General features: G+C 39.7%; 16 protein-coding genes. 5 read left to right on the top strand and 11 right to left on the bottom strand.

Annotation, left to right across the window (positions count from 1 at the left end):
• Nucleotides 1-15: 15 nt before the first annotated feature.
• The 5 genes from EL17_RS05040 to rlmD all read right to left on the bottom strand — a co-directional run bounded on the left by EL17_RS05040 (nt 16) and on the right by rlmD (nt 3,870).
• Entirely contained in the window at nt 16-336 is a 321-nt protein-coding gene (locus EL17_RS05040; protein WP_035072079.1) for a 2Fe-2S iron-sulfur cluster-binding protein, read from the bottom strand.
• Nucleotides 337-357: 21 nt separating this feature from the next.
• Nucleotides 358-1,362 (bottom strand): NAD(P)/FAD-dependent oxidoreductase, encoded by a 1,005-nt coding sequence (locus EL17_RS05035; RefSeq protein WP_035071039.1) that lies wholly within the window; start codon nt 1,360-1,362, stop codon nt 358-360.
• A gap of 96 nt (nt 1,363-1,458) precedes the next feature.
• The gene (locus tag EL17_RS05030) at nt 1,459-1,890 is read right to left on the bottom strand and encodes a MarR family winged helix-turn-helix transcriptional regulator (protein WP_035071037.1); all 432 of its coding nucleotides are present in this window, start codon (nt 1,888-1,890) and stop codon (nt 1,459-1,461) included.
• 199 nt (nt 1,891-2,089) lie between these two features.
• A complete protein-coding gene (locus EL17_RS05025; RefSeq protein ID WP_035071035.1) occupies nt 2,090-2,467 on the bottom strand; it encodes a hypothetical protein in 378 nt (125 codons plus the stop codon).
• Nucleotides 2,464-3,870 (bottom strand): 23S rRNA (uracil(1939)-C(5))-methyltransferase RlmD, encoded by a 1,407-nt coding sequence (rlmD, locus tag EL17_RS05020; protein WP_035071033.1) that lies wholly within the window; start codon nt 3,868-3,870, stop codon nt 2,464-2,466. The genes EL17_RS05025 and rlmD overlap by 4 nt, the downstream gene beginning before the upstream one ends.
• 355 nt (nt 3,871-4,225) lie before the next feature.
• Here rlmD and EL17_RS05015 point away from each other — a divergent pair, with 355 nt between their 5' ends.
• Entirely contained in the window at nt 4,226-5,038 is an 813-nt protein-coding gene (locus EL17_RS05015) for an SDR family oxidoreductase (protein WP_035071032.1), read from the top strand.
• Between the two features lie 4 nt (nt 5,039-5,042).
• A complete protein-coding gene (locus EL17_RS05010; RefSeq protein WP_035071030.1) occupies nt 5,043-9,026 on the top strand; it encodes an AAA domain-containing protein in 3,984 nt (1,327 codons plus the stop codon).
• A gap of 2 nt (nt 9,027-9,028) precedes the next feature.
• Here the strand turns inward: EL17_RS05010 and EL17_RS05005 are convergent, their stop codons facing one another.
• From EL17_RS05005 to recQ, 4 genes are read right to left on the bottom strand one after another with little or no spacing between them, the layout of a single operon-like run.
• Entirely contained in the window at nt 9,029-9,481 is a 453-nt protein-coding gene (locus tag EL17_RS05005; protein WP_035071028.1) for a gliding motility lipoprotein GldH, read from the bottom strand.
• Nucleotides 9,474-10,856, bottom strand: a complete 1,383-nt coding sequence (locus EL17_RS05000; protein WP_084166117.1) for a PSP1 domain-containing protein — start codon at nt 10,854-10,856, stop codon at nt 9,474-9,476. The genes EL17_RS05005 and EL17_RS05000 overlap by 8 nt, the downstream gene beginning before the upstream one ends.
• Before the next feature lie 47 nt (nt 10,857-10,903).
• On the bottom strand, nt 10,904-12,196 hold the full coding sequence (gene purD, locus EL17_RS04995) for a phosphoribosylamine--glycine ligase (protein WP_035071024.1): 1,293 nt from the start codon (nt 12,194-12,196) through the stop codon (nt 10,904-10,906).
• 9 nt (nt 12,197-12,205) lie between these two features.
• Complete coding sequence (gene recQ / locus EL17_RS04990) at nt 12,206-14,383, bottom strand: DNA helicase RecQ (protein WP_035071022.1); 2,178 nt, start codon at nt 14,381-14,383, stop codon at nt 12,206-12,208.
• A gap of 101 nt (nt 14,384-14,484) precedes the next feature.
• Here recQ and EL17_RS04985 point away from each other — a divergent pair, with 101 nt between their 5' ends.
• On the top strand, nt 14,485-15,453 hold the full coding sequence (locus EL17_RS04985) for a KpsF/GutQ family sugar-phosphate isomerase (RefSeq protein ID WP_035071018.1): 969 nt from the start codon (nt 14,485-14,487) through the stop codon (nt 15,451-15,453).
• Between the two features lie 9 nt (nt 15,454-15,462).
• The gene (locus EL17_RS04980) at nt 15,463-16,533 is read left to right on the top strand and encodes a mannose-1-phosphate guanylyltransferase (RefSeq protein WP_035071015.1); all 1,071 of its coding nucleotides are present in this window, start codon (nt 15,463-15,465) and stop codon (nt 16,531-16,533) included.
• A 137-nt stretch (nt 16,534-16,670) separates the two neighbouring features.
• Here the strand turns inward: EL17_RS04980 and rlmB are convergent, their stop codons facing one another.
• Together rlmB and EL17_RS04970 are read right to left on the bottom strand one after the other, a co-directional pair.
• A complete protein-coding gene (gene rlmB / locus EL17_RS04975; RefSeq protein WP_035071011.1) occupies nt 16,671-17,453 on the bottom strand; it encodes a 23S rRNA (guanosine(2251)-2'-O)-methyltransferase RlmB in 783 nt (260 codons plus the stop codon).
• On the bottom strand, nt 17,426-18,637 hold the full coding sequence (locus EL17_RS04970) for a GWxTD domain-containing protein (protein WP_240485938.1): 1,212 nt from the start codon (nt 18,635-18,637) through the stop codon (nt 17,426-17,428). Before EL17_RS04970 ends, rlmB begins: the two co-directional genes overlap by 28 nt.
• 84 nt (nt 18,638-18,721) lie before the next feature.
• Here EL17_RS04970 and EL17_RS04965 point away from each other — a divergent pair, with 84 nt between their 5' ends.
• On the top strand, nt 18,722-19,501 hold the full coding sequence (locus EL17_RS04965) for a class I SAM-dependent methyltransferase (RefSeq protein WP_035071007.1): 780 nt from the start codon (nt 18,722-18,724) through the stop codon (nt 19,499-19,501).
• The last annotated feature ends 131 nt before the right edge of the window (nt 19,502-19,632 follow it).

Raw genomic sequence — 19,632 nt, 5'->3', positions numbered from 1 at the left:
GCCTCTTTTTTTATTTTAATTTGATTCCCCCTTAAGTCTGAAGACAGCTCCATCTAGGTCGTCACTTATTCTTATCTGACATGCCAGCCTACTGGTAGGAGTAGGGTTGGGCAAATTATCTATTTGATCCAGCTCAATGTCCGAGGCATCTCCCAGCCCATCTTTACCCTCTACTACCTCTACATGACAGGTTGCGCAAAGCGCCATTCCGCCACATGTGGCCAGTACAGGGTAGTCAGAAGCTTTTAAAATCTCCATCAAACTTAAGCCCATATCTCCCGGAGCTTCTATAGACTGACGCTCTCCGTCTTCGTCTTCCACGTAAAATGTAACCATATCCATATTCCAAAAATAACATTAAAATGCGTTAACACCATTTACTGTAGTGTATTTAAAACTTAATTTTTGGTCAGGATAGACATGTTTAAATGCACTGTGCATCATGATGGCTGCTTCATGAAATCCACATAGGATCAATTTAAGCTTTCCTTCATAGGTATTGATATCGCCGATGGCATATATTCTGTCTACTCCGGTAGAGTAATCTCTCGTATCTACTTCTATGGCATTCTTATCTATACTCAGCCCCCAATCCGCTATAGGTCCCAGTTTTGGGCTCAATCCGAATAGAGGTATAAGATAGTCAGCGTCTATTATAATTTCTTCTTTGGCTTTATTTTCTAAGGTAACAGAATTTAACTTACCATTTCCTCCAAGGCTCTTCAGGTTAGCGCTTAGGATGAGATCGATTTTACCGTTATTGGCCAGATCAAATACTTTGGCTGCCGAGTCAGGTGCACCTCTGAACGTTTCATTTCTGTGGACCAAAGTAACTCTTTCTGCGATATTTGACAGGAATATGGCCCAGTCCAGAGCAGAATCTCCACCTCCGGCCAAAATTACTTTTTTGTCTCTGAAAGTTTCAGGATTTTTAACCATATAGGTAATGCCTTTTCCTTCAAAGCTCTCAAGATTTTCCAAAACTGGCTTTCTTGGCTCAAAACAACCCAATCCCCCGGCTATCACGATCACCTGCGCGTGTACCTTCGTTTTGTCACTGGTGGTCAAAATATAGGATCCGTCCGTCTGTTTGGCAATGTGGTCTACTCTTTCACCTAAACTGAAAGTCGGGTTGAAAGGCTTGATCTGATCCATTAGGTTATCTACCAGTTCCTGAGCTTTGACTTCAGGATAGCCAGGTATATCATAAATTGGCTTTTGGGGATAGATCTCTGAAAGTTGACCGCCCACCTGTGGCAAAGCATCAATTAAATGACAACGCATCTTTAACAATCCTGCTTCAAAAACAGCAAAAAGACCAACTGGTCCAGCTCCGATTATGCAAATGTCAGTAGTAATCATAAGAGTGATATTTTATGGATTTAACCTTTTCGGGAAAAGGTTGTTCGTACAAATATAGTTAGTACAACAACTAATTCCTCGATATTCATTAATTATCTATTCGAGGTTTTGATAAATGGTGTTAAGAATTCTTTTAAATTCTTCAAAATCTTTTTCGTTCAGATTTTCCCATGCCTTTTCTCGAATGCTTACAATCTGTGGACGAAGTTCAGCTACCTTTTTGGTACCAGTATCCGTAAGCAAAAGTTGGAAGCTCCGACGGTCATTTGGGTGTGGCATCCGTTCGACATATCCTTTTTTACATAGGATGTCGATTATCCTAGTCATCGTAGGATGGTCTTTAAAGACCAGCTGGGCCAATTCAGTCTGACTCAATACCCCGTTTTCAGAAAGATGCTTTATGACCAGCCACTGATCTACCGTCACATCAAAATCTCCGAGCTTAAATTTTTGCTGGGCATATTGCTTGACTTTGCGTGCCGTCCTGTCCAAAAGGAAAGAATATTTATTGAATTGCTCGTATGTCATACTAATAGTTAGTATGACAAATATATTAATTTTTATCTAAGTTTCAAGAACATAAGTATCATGAAGTGGGAATATTCCCTTTCACTCCATTAATAGCGGGATCGGTGCCCACCTCGATCTAGGTGATCACTAAGTAATAAGGTCTAGAATTTTAAACGATGATTTATCTGATATAGCCTTCTATTTTTACTATCCCTCTTTATTCTTCCGGATAAGGGATGTAAACAAACTTCGTAAAATCCTGATCGATTACAAACAGACAGCAGAATTCATCAGGATCTTTATAGGCATTTTGGAATCCTTCTAACATTTCTTCACCTATTAATTTTCGCTGCAGAAATTCATCCAAGTAGGTGATGTAGTAATGCCAGTCCAGATCCTTCTCTTCTTTTCTTAGGAAGATCTGGCCTATGGGCTGCTCATCTTTAGATATAGGAAAGATTGGGTATTTTGAAAATTTTCTAGATCGGACCTGATAGGAGGCTTCTTTTAAAGTATCAGCTACTTTTATAAAATCTTTGGTAATCGTGCCTAAATATTTTCCGTTAAGTTCTGGATCGTTTGCGTCTGAAATCATGGTTTTAGAGTTAATAAGACTACGTTTTCTACATGGTAGGTCTGTGGAAACATATCTACCGGCTGGATGATGTCCACCGCATATTTTTCTCCCAGTAACGCTACATCACGCGCCTGAGTGGCAGGGTTGCAACTAACATATACGATTTTAGGTGCGGCTAACTTTAAGAGCATATTCACTACATCTTCGTGCATTCCTGCACGCGGAGGATCAGTGATGATAACATCAGGAGCTGAATGGTTCGCTATGAACTCATCGTTCAGCATATCCTTCATATCGCCGGCATAAAATAGGGTGTTCTCTATCCCGTTTACCTGGGCATTAAGTTTAGCATCTTCTATCGCGGCCTCTACATATTCTATACCGATCACCTCTTTCGCCAGTTTAGCTACAAAGTTGGCAATAGTCCCTGTACCTGTATAAAGATCATAAACGACCTCATCACCCTTTAGTCCGGCAAATTCCCTGGCCACTTTATAGAGTTGGTATGCTTGGTCTGAGTTGGTCTGGTAGAAGGACTTAGGTCCTATCCTAAACTTCAGCCCCTCCATTTCCTCTTCTATATAATCTTGGCCTGCATACGTGATCACTTCTTGGTCACTGAAGGTTTCATTTTTTTTGAGGTTGATAATATAGAGCAGTGAAGTGATCTGCGGGAAAGTGTCATAAAGGAATGCCATTACCTTTTCTACAGCATCTTTATCATCCTCTCCAAACTGGACGATCACCATACTCTCACCAGTGCTGGTGGTCCTGATGATAAGGTTTCTGAGCACACCTACCTGCTTGATCATATCAAAAAAAGTGATGCCATTGGCCAAAGCAAAGACTCTCAGACTGTTTCTAACATCATTGGAGATATTGCCTTGCAGATAGCAATGCTCGATATCCACGATTTTATCAAATCTTTTTGGGATATGAAAACCCAGGGCATTTCTTTCAAACTCTTTGGCTGAATCAATTTCCTGACGCGTCAGCCAGCGGTTGTTCGAAAAGGTAAAATCAAGCTTGTTTCTGTAGTATCTGGTGTTTTCTGAACCGATTATCGGCATCACTTCGGGCATAGGTACTTTTGCTATGCGCTGAAATTGGTCTATTACCTGTTGTCTTTTATAAGATAGCTGAAGTTCATAATTGATATGTTGCCATTTGCAGCCACCGCACACGCCGAAATGTTCACAGAATGGCTCCACTCTGTCTTTGGAATATTCATGGATCTTTATGGCTTCTCCTTCCATAAAGCTGCTTTTTCCTTTGGTCACCCTTACATCAACCACATCACCTGGTGCCACATTTGAAACGAAAACTACCTTTCCCTCATAATGCGCCACACTCTTGCCCTCAGAGGCTATTCTTTCTATAGTAAGGTTTTCCAGGACCTTATTTTTCATTTTTCTCGACATAGGCTGCAAAATTAAGCAAAATTATGTGGAAACGAAGGAAATTGAACCTGGAAGAAGTAACTATGGGAAAGTTGGATGAATGATGAAATAGGAAGCTTTTATTTTAAACGTACAAGTTTGAAAGAGACTGGTCAAGAGTAGTGCGGGTATGTTACCATCATGGTATAAAGGTTTAAATTAATGTTCATCTTCGTCAAAAAGGGTAACCTGATAGAACGAGATAATTCTTTTAAAGCCTATGCTGTAAAAAACGATGATTGACTACTTTTTTTCATTGTTAGGAATTTAAACCCTTAGGTAAACTTCATCCCAATTGCACTATTATTGCTATCTTTACCTTACAAACTTTTATAAAATGGATATAAAAAACAAGGTAGTGGTCATTACGGGTGCCACATCAGGCATAGGAGAGGCCTGTGCGCTTGCCTTTGGAAAAGAAGGTGCGAAGGTAGTCATTACCGGCCGCAATCAACTTAAGCTGGACAATACACTGGTAAATCTCCAAAAGGAAGGTGTGGAATGTATAGGTATACTAGCTGATGCAGGAGTAGAGGGAGACAATAAAAAAATAGCAGAGCAAACGGTCAATAAATGGGGGAAAATAGATATATTAATAAATAATGCAGGGATTTCTATGAGGGCACTCTTTCAGGACCTTGATATGGATGTCTTTAGGAAAGTGATGGACACTAATTTCTGGGGAACTGTCTACGCCACAAAATATTGTTTACCTGAAATACTTAAAAGCAAAGGATCGATTATTGGTGTTTCTTCCATTAACGGTTTCCGAGGCACACCTGCCCGCACAGCCTATACAGCAAGTAAATTTGCGATGAACGGATTTTTTGAATCTTTACGCACTGAAGTGATGAAGAGAGGAGTCCATGTGCTAGTGGTCTGTCCGGGTTTTACAGCTTCTAATATCCGTAATATAGCCCTTACTGCCGATGGTTCCTCCCAAGGAGAGTCTCCACGTGAGGAAGATAAGATGATGAGTGCCGAGGAAGTGGCTTTAGAAATAATTAAAGCCACCAAGAAAAAGAAAAGGGATCTGATACTGACCAGGCAAGGCAAACTGGCGTCTTTTTTGAATAAATGGATGCCAGGAATGATGGATAACATCGTCTACAATACTATGGCAAAAGAAAAAGATTCTCCCTTTAAATAATTATATGCTTAAAGATACATTTCAGGTTTACCTTAACAGGCTGATCGATCTATCTGCTAAGAATAGGTCTATTTACCTTCCTAAGCTGATCAAAAGCCAAATGGTAGATCTGAGAAGATTTAATTTTTTACATGACAAAGATGCTATCTCTTATATCCATGACTTAATAGCAGGTAAAAAAAGTATTCCACTCATCAAAGTCATTCATGCCAGAGACAAAAATTCAAATAGTCTGTCCGCAGTACTGGGCAGGATGCAGCAGTCAGTAAAGCTGGCAGAAGAAGAGACAGGCGAAAAGAATCTTTTCTTGGGTTGGCCATTTGTGGAAGGTAAACTGATCAATGAGCAGCTGGTCAAATGCCCGTTAATATGCTTCCCTGTAGCATTGGCAAAGGAAAATGAAATCTGGTGTCTTCATCTTAAAGAAAATGAACCTCCTATATTAAATTACACTTTCCTGCTGGCTTATACTCATGCTTCAGGGATAGCTTTGGATAAAGAATGGTTGGAGACTCCTTTAGAAGATTTTCCAAAAGACCCCATTGCATTCACTACAGCCCTCTATCGCCATATAAATGAAGGGTTGAATCTTCATTTTAACCAAACACTTTTTGAGCAAAGGTTGGAGCCTTTCCCAGAGACAAACAAAGAAGAGGATGATGATTGTTTCCAAACCGGTATGCTAAAATTGATGCCTTATGCTGTATTAGGGCAATTCAGTCAGAAAGGCTCCTACATGATCGATGATTACGAAGAATTGACAGAGAAGGAAGGGGATAAAACTTTAGAAGAACTCTTTACCGATAAATTTGCCATAGATCCTGCGGGGTTAACGGAAGGAATGGAGGACAGTTTATATAATGTTTTCCCCATAGATGCCAGTCAGGAAGAGGTATTAAAGTCGGTAAGATCAGGGAAATCCGTGGTAGTGGAAGGCCCCCCTGGAACCGGCAAAAGCCAATTGATCTGCAATTTAGTCACTGATTATACTTCAAGGGGCAAAAGTGTTTTAGTAGTGTCCCACAAACGAGCAGCATTGGATGTAGTTTATGAAAGACTTGCGTCCAAAGGATTTTCTTCCTTTTTGGGTCTTGTACATGATTTTAGGACGGACAGGAACATGCTATACCAGAAAATATCCGATCAGATCAACGCGTTGGATCAATACAGGGAGCTGAATATGAGCCTGGATGCCATACAATTAGAAAGAAGTTTTTTAAAGATTACCCGATCCATCTCCTCACTTTCTGAATACTTGGAGGAGTACCGCTCGGCACTGTATAATACAGAAGAATGTGGATTACCTATAAAGGAGCTTTATATATCAGGCACAGCCAAACATACAGGTTTTGATTTGACCCAATATTATAGAGAATTTTCTTGGGATAGAATTGATGGTTTTTTTTCAGAATTCAAGCTTTATAGGGAATATGCTTTAACCTACCAGAGCAATCATTCCTTTTGGCTGCACAGGCAGGATTTTTCTGCATTTGAAATGGGGGCATTGGACCGAATGAGGGAAACCATAGAAGAAACCATACACTTAAAAAATTCTGCAGAAAAAACATTACTGTCCCTGATGGGCAAAAGTTTTAATTACCTGTTTATCTATGAATGTTATGACCGTAAGACTTCATTTGAAAAACTAAAAGGGTTGATCCAAAATGAAGAAGAATACCATCAATTTAATTTTCTTTTAGAATATGAGGCCGGTGAATTTGATCTACTTTGGTTCAGCGGAAAGATAGATACATTCAAAAAGCTGCTACGGGATGAAATCGAATGGACCCTCACTGATGAAGAGGTGGAACTATTCTATAGCAAGGCAATTAAAATTAAAGAGGCCAGATCTACCTGGTTAGGTAAAATTGGATTAATTTTCGAAAGAAAGGATGAAAGGGCGATCCATCAATTGCTAAAGGCCAATGGATTGGATGATGATCAATCAGGACTCGAAAGATTGATGACCAGGCTTGAAAACAGGTTGAATGTAAACCATCAATTTACTTTATTGGATAGTAAGGAATGGCTGAAGATGCCCAAGAAACCATTTGATAGAGATGAATTTGACAGGAAAATCAGCTCATTGAAAGACAGGATTTCCGCTAGGCTTCTGATCGAAGAAATTGGGCCTCTCAGGCCATTTCTGGCCAATTCCTCTATTGATTTCAAATCATTTCACCAGACTTTAGAAGAACTGACAGGTATCACTCATCTACTTGATTATAAAATAAATGTGTGGTCACAGTACCTAACTAAAATTCAGATCCGGCATCTCCTTACTTTTCCTGATCTATCTATGGTGGAGGGTGTACTCCATCGGCTTCCTCAAAGTTTTACAGATCTGGTACTGTTTGACCGAATGAAGCGTAATATGAGATCCATAGATCTGGCACTTATGACTAAGCTAGTACAGCAGTACCAAGAGTGGACATTTGAAGAAATCAAAGAAGGATTTATAGATGGTCTGAGACAAAGCTGGATTGATCATATAGAAGCTAAATACCCTATTCTCAGAGAAGTGTCCTCTCCAAAATTTGCACATGTAATAGATCAACTTACTGCAGATATATCGGATAAAGAAGATATAAGTACTTTTATTACAGAATTAAAGTTAAGAGAGAAGGTTATAGATAAGCTGGAGTATAACAGATTGAATAACCTGGTTACCTATAGAGAGCTTGGCCATCAAGTGAGAAAGAAGAAAAAATTATGGCCGATAAAAAAACTATTGGGACATCATCACCAAGAGGTATTCAAATTACTGCCCTGTTGGCTAGCTTCTCCGGATACGGTATCTGCTATTTTTCCTTTAATGCAATCATTTGATTTGGTGGTTTTTGATGAATCGTCCCAGTGTTTTGTAGAAAAAGGGTTACCGGCCATGTTAAGGGGGAAACAGGTAGTGATTGCCGGTGACAGCCAGCAACTCCAGCCTTCGGATCTTTATCGGGTGAGGTTTGATACAGAAGAGGAAGGGATGGAAATAGAAGTGGATTCTCTCTTGGAATTAACAGCAAAGTATTTTCAGAAATTTTATCTGGAGGGGCACTACAGAAGTGAATCATTATCTCTTGTCCATTTTTCCAATCAGCATTTTTATAATAACAGGCTGTCAATGATACCAGATATAGAATTGGTTAATACTGATTTTTGTGCCTTTAAACTTATCAAAGTGGACGGGGTATGGGAGCATCAAACCAATCAGAAAGAAGCAGATGAAGTGATCAGGCAGGTACAGCTCTGTCTCTCCAAATATCCTGGAGAGACCATCGGCGTGATTACTTTTAATTATTATCAGATGGAATTGATCCAAGAGATGCTTGCTGATGTTCTCCATGTCACGTCCCTTCCGATTAAAGTTAGAAATATAGAAAATGTACAGGGAGATGAATTTGACCAGGTTATATTTTCTATTGGGTACGCCAGAAATAAAGCTGGGAAATTTACCGCAAATTTTGGTTTATTGTCCAGAAAGGACGGCGGTAACCGATTGAATGTAGCCATAACAAGAGCCCGCAAACGGATTACGATAGTGACCAGTATGCTTGCGGAAGATTTCATCGTAGATCACCTGAAGCATGACGGGGTCAAACTGCTAAACGCTTACCTTCATTATGTAGCTCAGATAGTGGAAGGACAAAAGGTAGAAGTGCATCCTGCTTCCGTACAGGGTTTTCAAAATTCTTGGCAGCTATCAGATGTCATAAGCGGTGAAGAAATAGAAGGTTATCGATTATCAGGTGCCCTGCTGTCCAAACTATATGATCTAACTGTTTACAAAGACGACCGTTACTATGGTGCCATATTGACTGATGATCGCCGACTATACGACTCCCATAATGCCAAGGCAGTTTTTGTTTACCATCAAAATTTACTTAAATCAAAAGGTTGGAAAACACACCAAGTAAATAGCCGAGAATTCTGGCTAAAAGGGAAGGAGTTATTAAAAGATTATTTTGCTAAGATTAAAATAGAGAAAGACTAAGTTCAGTCTTTCTCTATTTTTAATCCTACAGCTTCTATACCGGGTAATTCCGGCTGACGCATATATTGGATAAAACGAAAATGATCACCCCATCTTTTGATAGGAAGGGGATGATAAAGGGTATATGTATTTCCAAAGCCATCCCCTAGAGGTCTTCCGGATTTAGGGTCAAAGAGCTGTAAATTGATCAGCCTTTCTTCTCTAATGTTACCGATACTATCCAGCACCTGGTATTTTACATAAAGATTATGGTAATCATATCCGTCATTATACCTAATAGCTAAAAAAGCAGCTGGACTTCTCACTGTAGGTTCATAAACAAATGCCACGGTATCTGTCTCAGACCACTGAGTCATTTGCAGATGGTTATATTCTTCATATAACCTGTTCTGATCGCAAGATGTAAATCCTAATAACCCTGTAAGGATAACTACTACAAGGAGAAGTTTATTCATTATTTTTGCTATTAGAATTATCTCCTTTGTTATTTCCTCCTTTTTTCCGTGAGGGGAATCTTTTCTTCTTTCCTTCTTTAGGTTTGTCAGTAGGGGAGTTTCCCTCCGGTTTTTTATTTGAGACTGGTTTCACCTTATCATTGGTTCCAGCATTGGTTTTTTTGTTTTCTGGTTTGCGTCTGCCAGGTTTGTTGGATTTCGGAGTAGAAGGAGTGGTGGCATTTGCCGCCGTGTTATCTGCCGGTGCAGCCGCATTTGTCTTTTGCTTAGGTTTTTTCTTTTTCTTCTTTTTAGTAGTGGCAAACTTCTTGTCCAGCATCTCGAGGTCTTTATTCGCCTTGGTGTAATCATCTTCACCTCCATCAAAGGCAGTATCCTGCTGTAGATTAAATGGTTTTTTTCCCTCTTTGTTTAATGCAATGATCTCGTATACACGGTCACAGTCTATCGAATGCCAATTATTATCATTGCCATAACTGAACCACATCAGCCTACGAAAAATATCTGTTTTCTGAAGCTTTGCTATACCCGCATCAGTAAGCAATGGTTTTTCTACATTAGGAATGTCCTTTAATGCAGACATGTAGGTTTCCAGCTCGTAGTTAAGACAGCATTTTAATCTTCCGCACTGGCCACTGAGTTTGGATGGATTTAGAGAAAGGTTTTGATACCGTGCCGCCGAGGTGCTGACGCTTTTAAAGTCATGGATCCAGGTGGAGCAACATAGTTCTCTTCCACACACGCCCACGCCTCCCAATCGGCCTGCTTCCTGCCGTAAACTGATCTGACGCATTTCTACCCGGATCTTAAATTCACCGGCCAGTGATTTAATCAGTTCCCTGAAATCTACACGGTCATCTGCTGAGTAATAAAAGGTAGCTTTAGAGTTATCAGCCTGATATTCTACATCTGAAAGCTTCATTTTAAGATTATATTCATCTATAATCTGCTTAGCCCGGTATAAAGTAGGTACCTCTCTATTTTTGGCTTCCTCCCATTTTTCCAAGTCTTTTTGCGTGGCTATTCGGTATATTCGCAGGATGTTGTCATCGTTCTTCACTTTGCGTTTTTGCATCTGAAGTCTTACGAGTTCTCCCTGCAGGGATACATAGCCTATATGGTAGCCATTTTGCACGTCCACTACTATAGGGTCTCCTGTAGTAAGGTTTATATGGTCCACATTGCGGAAATATTCTTTTCTTCCTCCTTTAAATTTTACTTCTACGATATCAAATTTGTCAATCTCTGGGATGCCCATGTGGGACAGCCAGTCGAAAGAATTCATTTTATTACAATCACTCGTACCGCACGTGCCGTTATTCTGGCATCCTCCGGATGATCCGGTGCTGGTCGAGCAGCTACTGCATCCTGCCATATATATATTATTTAGGGAGGTTTACCTCCTCGTTAGTATGGTAAATTCTATTTACCGAAATTCAGGATATCCTGGCCGATGTCCTTACGGAAGTAAGCATCTTCCCAGGTGATCCTGTTTGCTGTCAAATAGGCGTTATCTATTGCCTCCTGTAGGGTTTTACCCATACCGGTAATGCCAAGAACCCTTCCCCCATTGGTCTGTATCGAGCCATCATGGTCGATAGTGCCGGCATGAAAGACTTTGGCAGCTGTATCTGCCGTTTGGTCAAGGCCTTTTATAGTTTTGCCTTTCTGGTATCCTTCAGGATATCCTCCCGCTACCATCACGATAGTAGTGGTAGCAATATTATCTATCTCCAGACTATAGTGTGACAAACTCATGGTTCCAATACTGTAAAGCATATCCAGAAAATCACTTTTTATCCTAGGCAATACGGCTTGGGTTTCTGGATCTCCCATTCTTACATTGTATTCTATGACCTTCGGCTCACCGTTCACATTCATTAAGCCTATAAATAAGAACCCTTTATATTTTATGCCTTCTTCTTTTAGACCATTGATGGTAGGCTGGACGATCTGCTTTTCTACCTTTGCCATGAATGAATCATTGGCAAAGGGCACTGGACTTACAGCACCCATTCCGCCGGTGTTTAAACCGGTATCCTGATCACCTATCCTTTTATAATCTTTGGCTGCAGGTAATATCTTATAGCTGGTGCCATCAGTGACCACAAAGACCGAAAGCTCTATCCCTTCCATAAATTCTTCAACTACCACTTTGGAAGAAGCATCGCCGAATTTTTGATTCAATAGCATTTCTTTTAACTCATTTTCAGCGTCTTCATGGCTTTGGCAGATCAATACTCCTTTACCGGCTGCCAATCCATCTGCTTTTAATACAATGGGAGGCTTCTGATTTCTGATGAATTCGAATCCTTTTTCAAGATCTTTTGTGGTAAAAGTATCATATGCGGCTGTAGGTATGGAATGGCGGGACATGAATTTTTTAGAAAAATCCTTACTCCCTTCCAAGGCAGCCCCCATTTTGCTGGGCCCTATTACCGGAATACTTTTTAAGTCTATATGTTCAGCAAAATAATCCACAATACCCCTCACCAATGGTTCTTCTGGACCTACGATTACCATGCTGACATGGTGGGTCAGCACAAATTCGCGTATGCCTTCAAAATCATTGACTGAAAGGGATACATTCTCTGCTATCTCCGCAGTCCCAGCATTGCCTGGGGCTACATATAATTTTTTAAATTTATCACTCATAGCCAATTTCCACGCAAAAGCATGTTCTCGGCCACCGCTTCCTAACAATAGTATGTTCATAATGTATATCTAATTGGCATGTTCAGAGATGAATTTAATCCGGTAAACCCTGATTTCTTCTTCTCCAAAGTCCTCTTGCTCCAATTCGGCAAGTGCTGATTTAATATTGTCTGTTTCTGCTGTCATGAAATAATCGTAAAGTGCATCTTCCCGATCTTCATCCATGATGTTTTCTATGTAATAATTGATGTTCAGTTTAGTACCGCTATAGATGATCTGCTCTATTTCGTGAAGTAGTTCGGTCAGTGACAATTTAAGGTTAACGGCTATTTCATCTAGATCAATTTTCCGGTCAACCTGTTGGATGATAGAAATTTTTACTTTGGATCTAGTGCCGGAAGTTTTAACGACGACATCTGCTGCGGTTACTATATCGTTAGCATCTACATAGTTTTCAATAAGCTTAAGAAATGGCGCTCCAAATTTAACTACTTTACCCATACCCACGCCATTAATCTGGGCCAGTTCCTCTTTGGTGGTGGGGTATATCGTAGCCATTTCTTCTAAGGATGGATCCTGGAAGATTACATAGGGAGGTAGGTTTTTGCTTTTTGCTACCTTTTTTCTTTCAGCTTTGAGTAATTCAAATAGTTTTTCATCATAGGCTTTACCTATGCTGTTCAGTTCATTGGCCGTATTCTCTTCCGCGATCTGTTCAAAGTCATGATCTTTACTCATGGTGACAGGGTAAGGGCTTTCTGCAAACGCTTTGCTTTTCTTACTCAGTTTAATGACGCCATAATTTTCTATATCTTTATCCAGATATCCAAATATCATGGCCTGACGTAAGGCCGTTTTCCACTTCTTTTCTTCATGGTCGATACCTTTCCCAAATACTTTAAGCTGATCATGCTTATAGCTCACCATATACTCATTTTGTACTCCTCTGAGTATATTGACTATATGGTCTAAATTAAACCGCTGTTTGGTTTCTTCCACTGCTTCTATGGCTTGTAAAATCATCTGTTCGCCATTGAATATTTCTTTGGTTTTCTTACAGTTATCACAGAAACCGCAATCTGTATCTAGTCTTTCACCGAAATAATGAAGCAATACCCTGCGTCTACAAACACTGCTTTCTGCATATGCCGCCATTTCCTGAAGGAGGACTTTAGCATTCTCCCTTTCATTTACAGGCTTGTCTTTATTGAACTTTTCCAGTTTGATGATGTCATCGTATCTGTAGAACATCAAGCAGTGCCCATCTAATCCGTCTCTGCCCGCTCTTCCCGTTTCCTGGTAGTATCCTTCTAGCGATTTAGGTACATCATAATGGATCACATACCTTACATCAGGTTTATCTATGCCCATTCCAAAAGCTATAGTCGCTACAATTACGTCCAGTTCTTCATTGAGAAAATTGTCCTGTGTTTTAATCCGGATGTTGGAATCCAGGCCTGCATGGTATGGGGCAGCATTTATACCGTTTACCTTCAGTAGCTCCGCTATTTCTTCCACTTTTTTACGGCTTAGGCAATAGATGATGCCAGACTTACCCTTCTGAGACTTAATGTACTTGATTAGGTGCTTTTTAGTCTCGTTTTTTACTTTAGGCCTCACTTCATAAAAAAGGTTGGTCCTGTTAAAGGAAGATTTGAAGAGATCGGCTTCCTCCATTTGAAGATTCTTCTGAATATCCTGCTGTACTTTTGGAGTAGCTGTAGCGGTAAGTGCTATGATGGGTAAATGAGATCCCAGTTCGGCTATGATAGATTTGATCTTACGGTATTCGGGACGGAAATCATGGCCCCATTCTGAGATACAGTGTGCCTCATCTATTGCCACAAAGCTAAGCTGTGCCTGTTTCAGGAAATTGATGTTTTCTTCTTTGGTAAGAGATTCTGGCGCCACATATAGTAGTTTAGTGTTTCCGGCTAAGGTCTCTTTCTTTACCTTATTGCTCTCTGATTTGCTTAAAGTTGAGTTTAAGAAATAGGCACTTATGCCGAAAGCATTTAACTGATCTACCTGGTTTTTCATCAGTGCGATCAGAGGGGATATGACTATGGCAGTCCCTTCCTTTATTACAGCTGGTAGCTGATAACACAATGATTTACCGGCTCCGGTAGGCATGATCACAAATGTGTTTTTACCTGCCAGAATATTATCTACTATACTTTCTTGGTTTCCTCTGAATTGATTAAAACCGAAGATTTTCTTTAAATTTTCTTTTACTGTTTTATCCACGCCACATTTATTTTTTAATGATGTGCACTGCCACGTTCATTAAATTATAAAGGATTTCTTTTTTACCTTTGATACAAATTTAACAATTAACCGCGGTAAAATTGAAGTTAACAAAAAATATTAAAAGTAGCGCTATCAAGGTACTCCAAACCGAGGCAGATGCTATTCAAAACTTAATAAATTATATAAATGACGATTTTGAGGCCTGTGTGGAAGCTATATTGGCATCTAAGGGACGGGTGGTGATAACTGGGGTAGGCAAAAGTGCTATTATAGCCACTAAAATAGTGGCCACTTTAAATTCGACCGGTACACCGGCGCTTTTTATGCATGGTGCAGATGCCATTCATGGCGATCTGGGTATGATCCAAAGTGATGATTTTGTAATTTGCATATCAAAAAGCGGGAATACACCGGAGATAAAAGTACTCGTACCTTTATTGAAAAGACTGGGGTCCAAACTTATTGCACTGGTAAGCAATACCCAAAGTTATTTGGCCCAGAATGCAGATTTTGTATTGAATGCCACTATCTCAGAGGAAGCTTGCCCTAACAATCTTGCTCCTACTACCAGTACCACTGCCCATATGGCTATGGGAGATGCACTGGCAGTTTGCCTGTTAGAAGCTAGGGGTTTTGGAAGTGAAGATTTTGCCAAATACCACCCAGGAGGCGCTTTGGGTAAGCAGCTATACCTGACTGTAGAAGACGTGGTGCCTAAAGATATGATCCCTGTGGTGTATGACAAGTCCCAGCTTACGGAGATCATAGTGGAAATATCCAGCAAACGGTTAGGAGCTACCGCTGTAGTAAATGAAGCAGGAGAGTTATTGGGGATCATTACAGATGGGGACCTGAGAAGAATGCTTCAGCGTCAGACAGACCTCAAAAATGTAAGGGCGGTGGATATTATGACCAAAGATCCAAAAACCATCTCTACAGAGGAATTTGCCATCAGAGCTTTAAATAAAATGAAAGAATATAATATTACCCAATTAGTTGCGCTAAAAGATGGAAAAATCGCAGGTTTTGTCCATATTCATGATTTAATGAAAGAAGGCATTGTATAAAAGAAGAATATGAAGGAAAAACCTTATATTATCATTATGGCAGGAGGTATAGGCTCCCGGTTTTGGCCATATAGCAGGAACAATCATCCTAAGCAGTTTTTAGATATTTTGGGCACCGGGAGATCTCTCTTACAGATGACGTATGACCGGTTTGTGGAAATTTCTGATCCTGATAAGTTTTTTGTGGTCACCAACAATAATTATTTTGATCTGGTAAAAAGTCAGCTTCCCGAGGTATCCGAAGACCATATCCTGACAGAGCCAATGAGAAGAAACACCGCAGCATGCATAGCCTTTGCGAGCTATAAAATCAAGAAAAAGGACCCTAAGGCTAAAGTCATCGTTTCTCCTGCAGATCATCTTGTCCTGAAAGAGGATTCCTTTAAAAGAAGGATACAGGATGCTCTTTCAGCAGCAGAGGAAGACAATAGGTTAGTCACCATAGGTATTAAACCCAATAGGCCAGAAACCGGATATGGATATATCCAGTACAATGAGACCAATGGGGTAGCCAAAAAAGTCAAAACTTTTACTGAAAAGCCCAATTTAAAACTGGCCACTACTTTTTTGGAAAGCGGAGACTTCGTATGGAATTCTGGCATGTTTGTCTGGAAAAATGAAAGTATCATACATGCCTTTGAATGCTGTATGCCTGAAATGGCAGAAGTATTTGAGGAAGGAGACCGTTTCTTTTATACTGAAGAAGAATCGGAATTTATTAATAAAGCCTATACTCTGGTGAAAAACATTTCCATAGATTATGGGGTGATGGAGAAATCTGATGATGTATATGTGGTTTTGGGTGACTTTGGATGGTCCGATTTGGGATCCTGGATGAGTTTACACGAAATTCAGCCCCATGATGAACAAAATAATGTCGTAGAAGCCAATGCTTTGCTTTATGATACCTCTAACTGTTATGTCAAAGTGTCCCCTGAAAAACTAGTGGTAGTCCAGGGTTTGGAAAATTATCTTATCAATGAATCTGATAATGTATTATTGATCTGTAGACTGGATGCTGAAAATAAATTTAGGGAGTTTGTAAATGATGCTAAAAATAAAGGAGAAGATTTCGTCTAGGTTCAGTTTATGCCTATAAATAAGACCGCTATATTTGTTACAGGTATTATTTTTTTATTATCAGAAAGCATATAATTATAAAAGTTAAAAGGGAAGCTGTTTAAATAACGGCTTCCCTTTTAACTATCTATATCCGATTACTTGCTGGTTTTCCGCTGTCTTAGTGCTTCATAAATCATGACTCCGGAAGCTACAGAAACATTTAAGCTTTCTATATTTCCAAACATAGGGATAGAAACAAATTCATCGCTGATACCCATGATTTCACTGGATATGCCATCTTCCTCTGAGCCCATGACAATCACAGTCGGGCCAGTATAGTCCGCATCATACATAACCCTTTCGGTCTTTTCAGTACAGCTGATTACCGTAAGACCCATCTTTTTTAAGTCTTTTATGGTATAGTAAAGGTTTTTCACTCTGCATACCGGTAAGAAATTCAGAGCTCCGGCTGAGGTTTTTACAGCATCTGAATTGATCTGGGCACTGCCTTTTTCTGGTAAAACGATGGCATGTACACCGGCACAATCTGCAGTTCTGGCTATGGCTCCAAAGTTTCTGACATCAGTGATCCGGTCCAATACCAAAATGAGAGGCGCTACGCCTTTAGAAAAACATTCTTCGATCACATTGTCCAATGATGCATATTGAATAGCAGAAATGTGCGCCACTACACCCTGATGGTTTTTACGGGTAATCCTGTTCAGTTTTGCTTCAGGCACCCTTACCACTGGTACTCTTTCAGCTTTGGCAAGCGAAAGCAGTTCCTTTGTCAGTTCATTGTTTTGTTCTTTATTGATAAGGATCTTATCGATATCCTTTTGGGCATTCAGTGCTTCAATGACGGCTCTGGTACCAAATATAAAATCTTTATCATGCTCTCCTTTGTCTATTAGAAAGCCATCTTTCCGCTTCTCCATAAAGTTATTCTTTTAAACCACTCTGGTTGATAGGCCCTTGACCTATTGAGTTGGTAATAATGTGGGGTCAATACATTCTTTACCCGCGCAAAGGTAAAGGTAATTTTTGAATTGGTATCTATCCCTGCATAAATCCAAACTTCCCTGTCCAGGTTAAAGTATACTTCTTCCGGTGGCCCCATGACGGTGTAAATCATTCCGCGGTCTGTTTTCCATCCCTCTCTGAAATCCGTAAACAAGATGTTGGCAAATTCAATTTGTCTAAAATATTCACGGATCAGGTTTTTGGAAATTTCTTCATCCTTGGTCATGTTGATCCAGTATTGGTCAAGGGCTTTTTTCTTGTCCTGCGCACTGAGCAAGGATTCATGCTCACGCCTGGTAGATATATATACTACCATGTCCACCATTTTGTCCCAGTCTTCTACACGTGGGAATGCATTTGGTACTGTCTTTACCAATACACCCGCCGGTGCAGTAGTATCTGATTGGATGAAATAATACCCGTTTTGGTTAAAAGTTTTTGGTACGTTCTGTAAAAATGTACCATCATCCTGCACATCTATTTCTTTTGGCACAGCAGCAGGTTTGGTCTCCATAGGAGGCAGCGGTACGGTGAACTGCTGGGGATAAAAGTAGCTGTAAAGGTTTATTCCAGCATGTCCTTTAAAAAGTAATGCTTCTTCTACATTTAAAAAAGTTTGATCAAAGGGAATGTTATTTCCATAATAGGCACTAAAGGTAGGCGTTTCGAATATATACGGTCCTTTTAAATCTATATGGTAGATGTATTCGTCTCCTTGCCTGGAATCCTTAGCCCAGAATACAGCGTATGCTTCTGTCTGATTCTCAGGTATTGTAACAGATTCTTCAAAATAAAAATGCCGTTCACTTTCACTTTTTAATTTGTCTCTAGTCAACCTAGTGATTTGCCCATCTGCTATTTCCTCGGTAAAGCTGCCTACTATGGCATAGGAAAAAAGATAGTCTTCAAAGTCAATGTTGTCCTCAATTTTTTCTACCGGCATCTGTAGCAAAAAGGTATTATTAGTCTCTTTTTGAGGGATAATTTTTACAGATAATCTGGAATATCGGCTATATCTTAGGTTCTGATTTAGATTTTCTAGAGTAGATTGAGCTTGTAGACTCAGGGATAAAGTAAACAGCATGATAAATACTGCCATTTTTTGGTTTGGTTTTTGCAAATTTTTTACCTTCATATGATTTTAAAGACAATCTAATTTTTGACTAAATTAATAAAATTTTCTATGGCTACCTATACAACGGAAATTGCATCCGATAAGTTGATTAGTGACAACCCAATTCATCAACGATTATTAAAAGCTTATATGGGCGCTATTTCGCAGGTAAAAGGTCATTTGCTGGAAATAGGCTGTGGGGAAGGCCGTGGTATAGAGGTACTGCAGGATCAGATAAAGTCATATCATGGGATAGATCAGCACCATGAATTGATTCATATGCTTCAGGAGAAATACCCGTCGTATACCTTTGAGCAAGCCAATATCCCACCCTTGGCATCTATCAAAAGTAATGAATATGATTCTGTAGTGAGTTTTCAGGTAATAGAACATATAGAAAATGATCTATTGTTTTTAAAAGAGTTGTATAGGGTGCTGAAACCCGGAGGGAAGGCCATTATTTCTACCCCTAATATAAAGCATACCCTTACCCGAAATCCCTGGCATATCAGAGAGTATACCAGTCAGCAGTTAACGGAACTTTGCCAGAGGGTGTTTGATCATGTAGAAACCAAAGGGATAGGAGGTAATGATAAGGTATGGACTTATCATGAAGCCAATAGGGCATCAGTAAGAAGAATCACCAAATTTGATATTTTTGGTCTGCAATATAAACTGCCTGCTTCATTGCTCAAAAGGCCTTATGAATTTCTGAACAGAAGAAACAGGAACCAACTACACAAGCAGCAAGGGGATGCGGTGGCAACCCTATCCCATAAGGATTATAAAATAGTGGATAATCCAGAGGTCGCACTTGATCTATATTATGTTTTGCATAAAAAAGAATAAAGCACAAACTTGGAATGAACGATTAATCGCTTCTTTAGTTTTCTTATATGTCTCTCCCGAGAATCAAGAAAGATGAAAGCCTAAATGCAAAAAAGCCTTCCCTTTATGGAAGGCTTTTTTGCATTACATTC

Source organism: Anditalea andensis (assembly GCF_000714815.1).
Lineage (GTDB): Bacteria > Bacteroidota > Bacteroidia > Cytophagales > Cyclobacteriaceae > Anditalea > Anditalea andensis.
The sequence above is the reverse complement of the archived record's forward strand: the minus strand, read 5'-3'. Positions and strand labels throughout refer to the sequence as shown.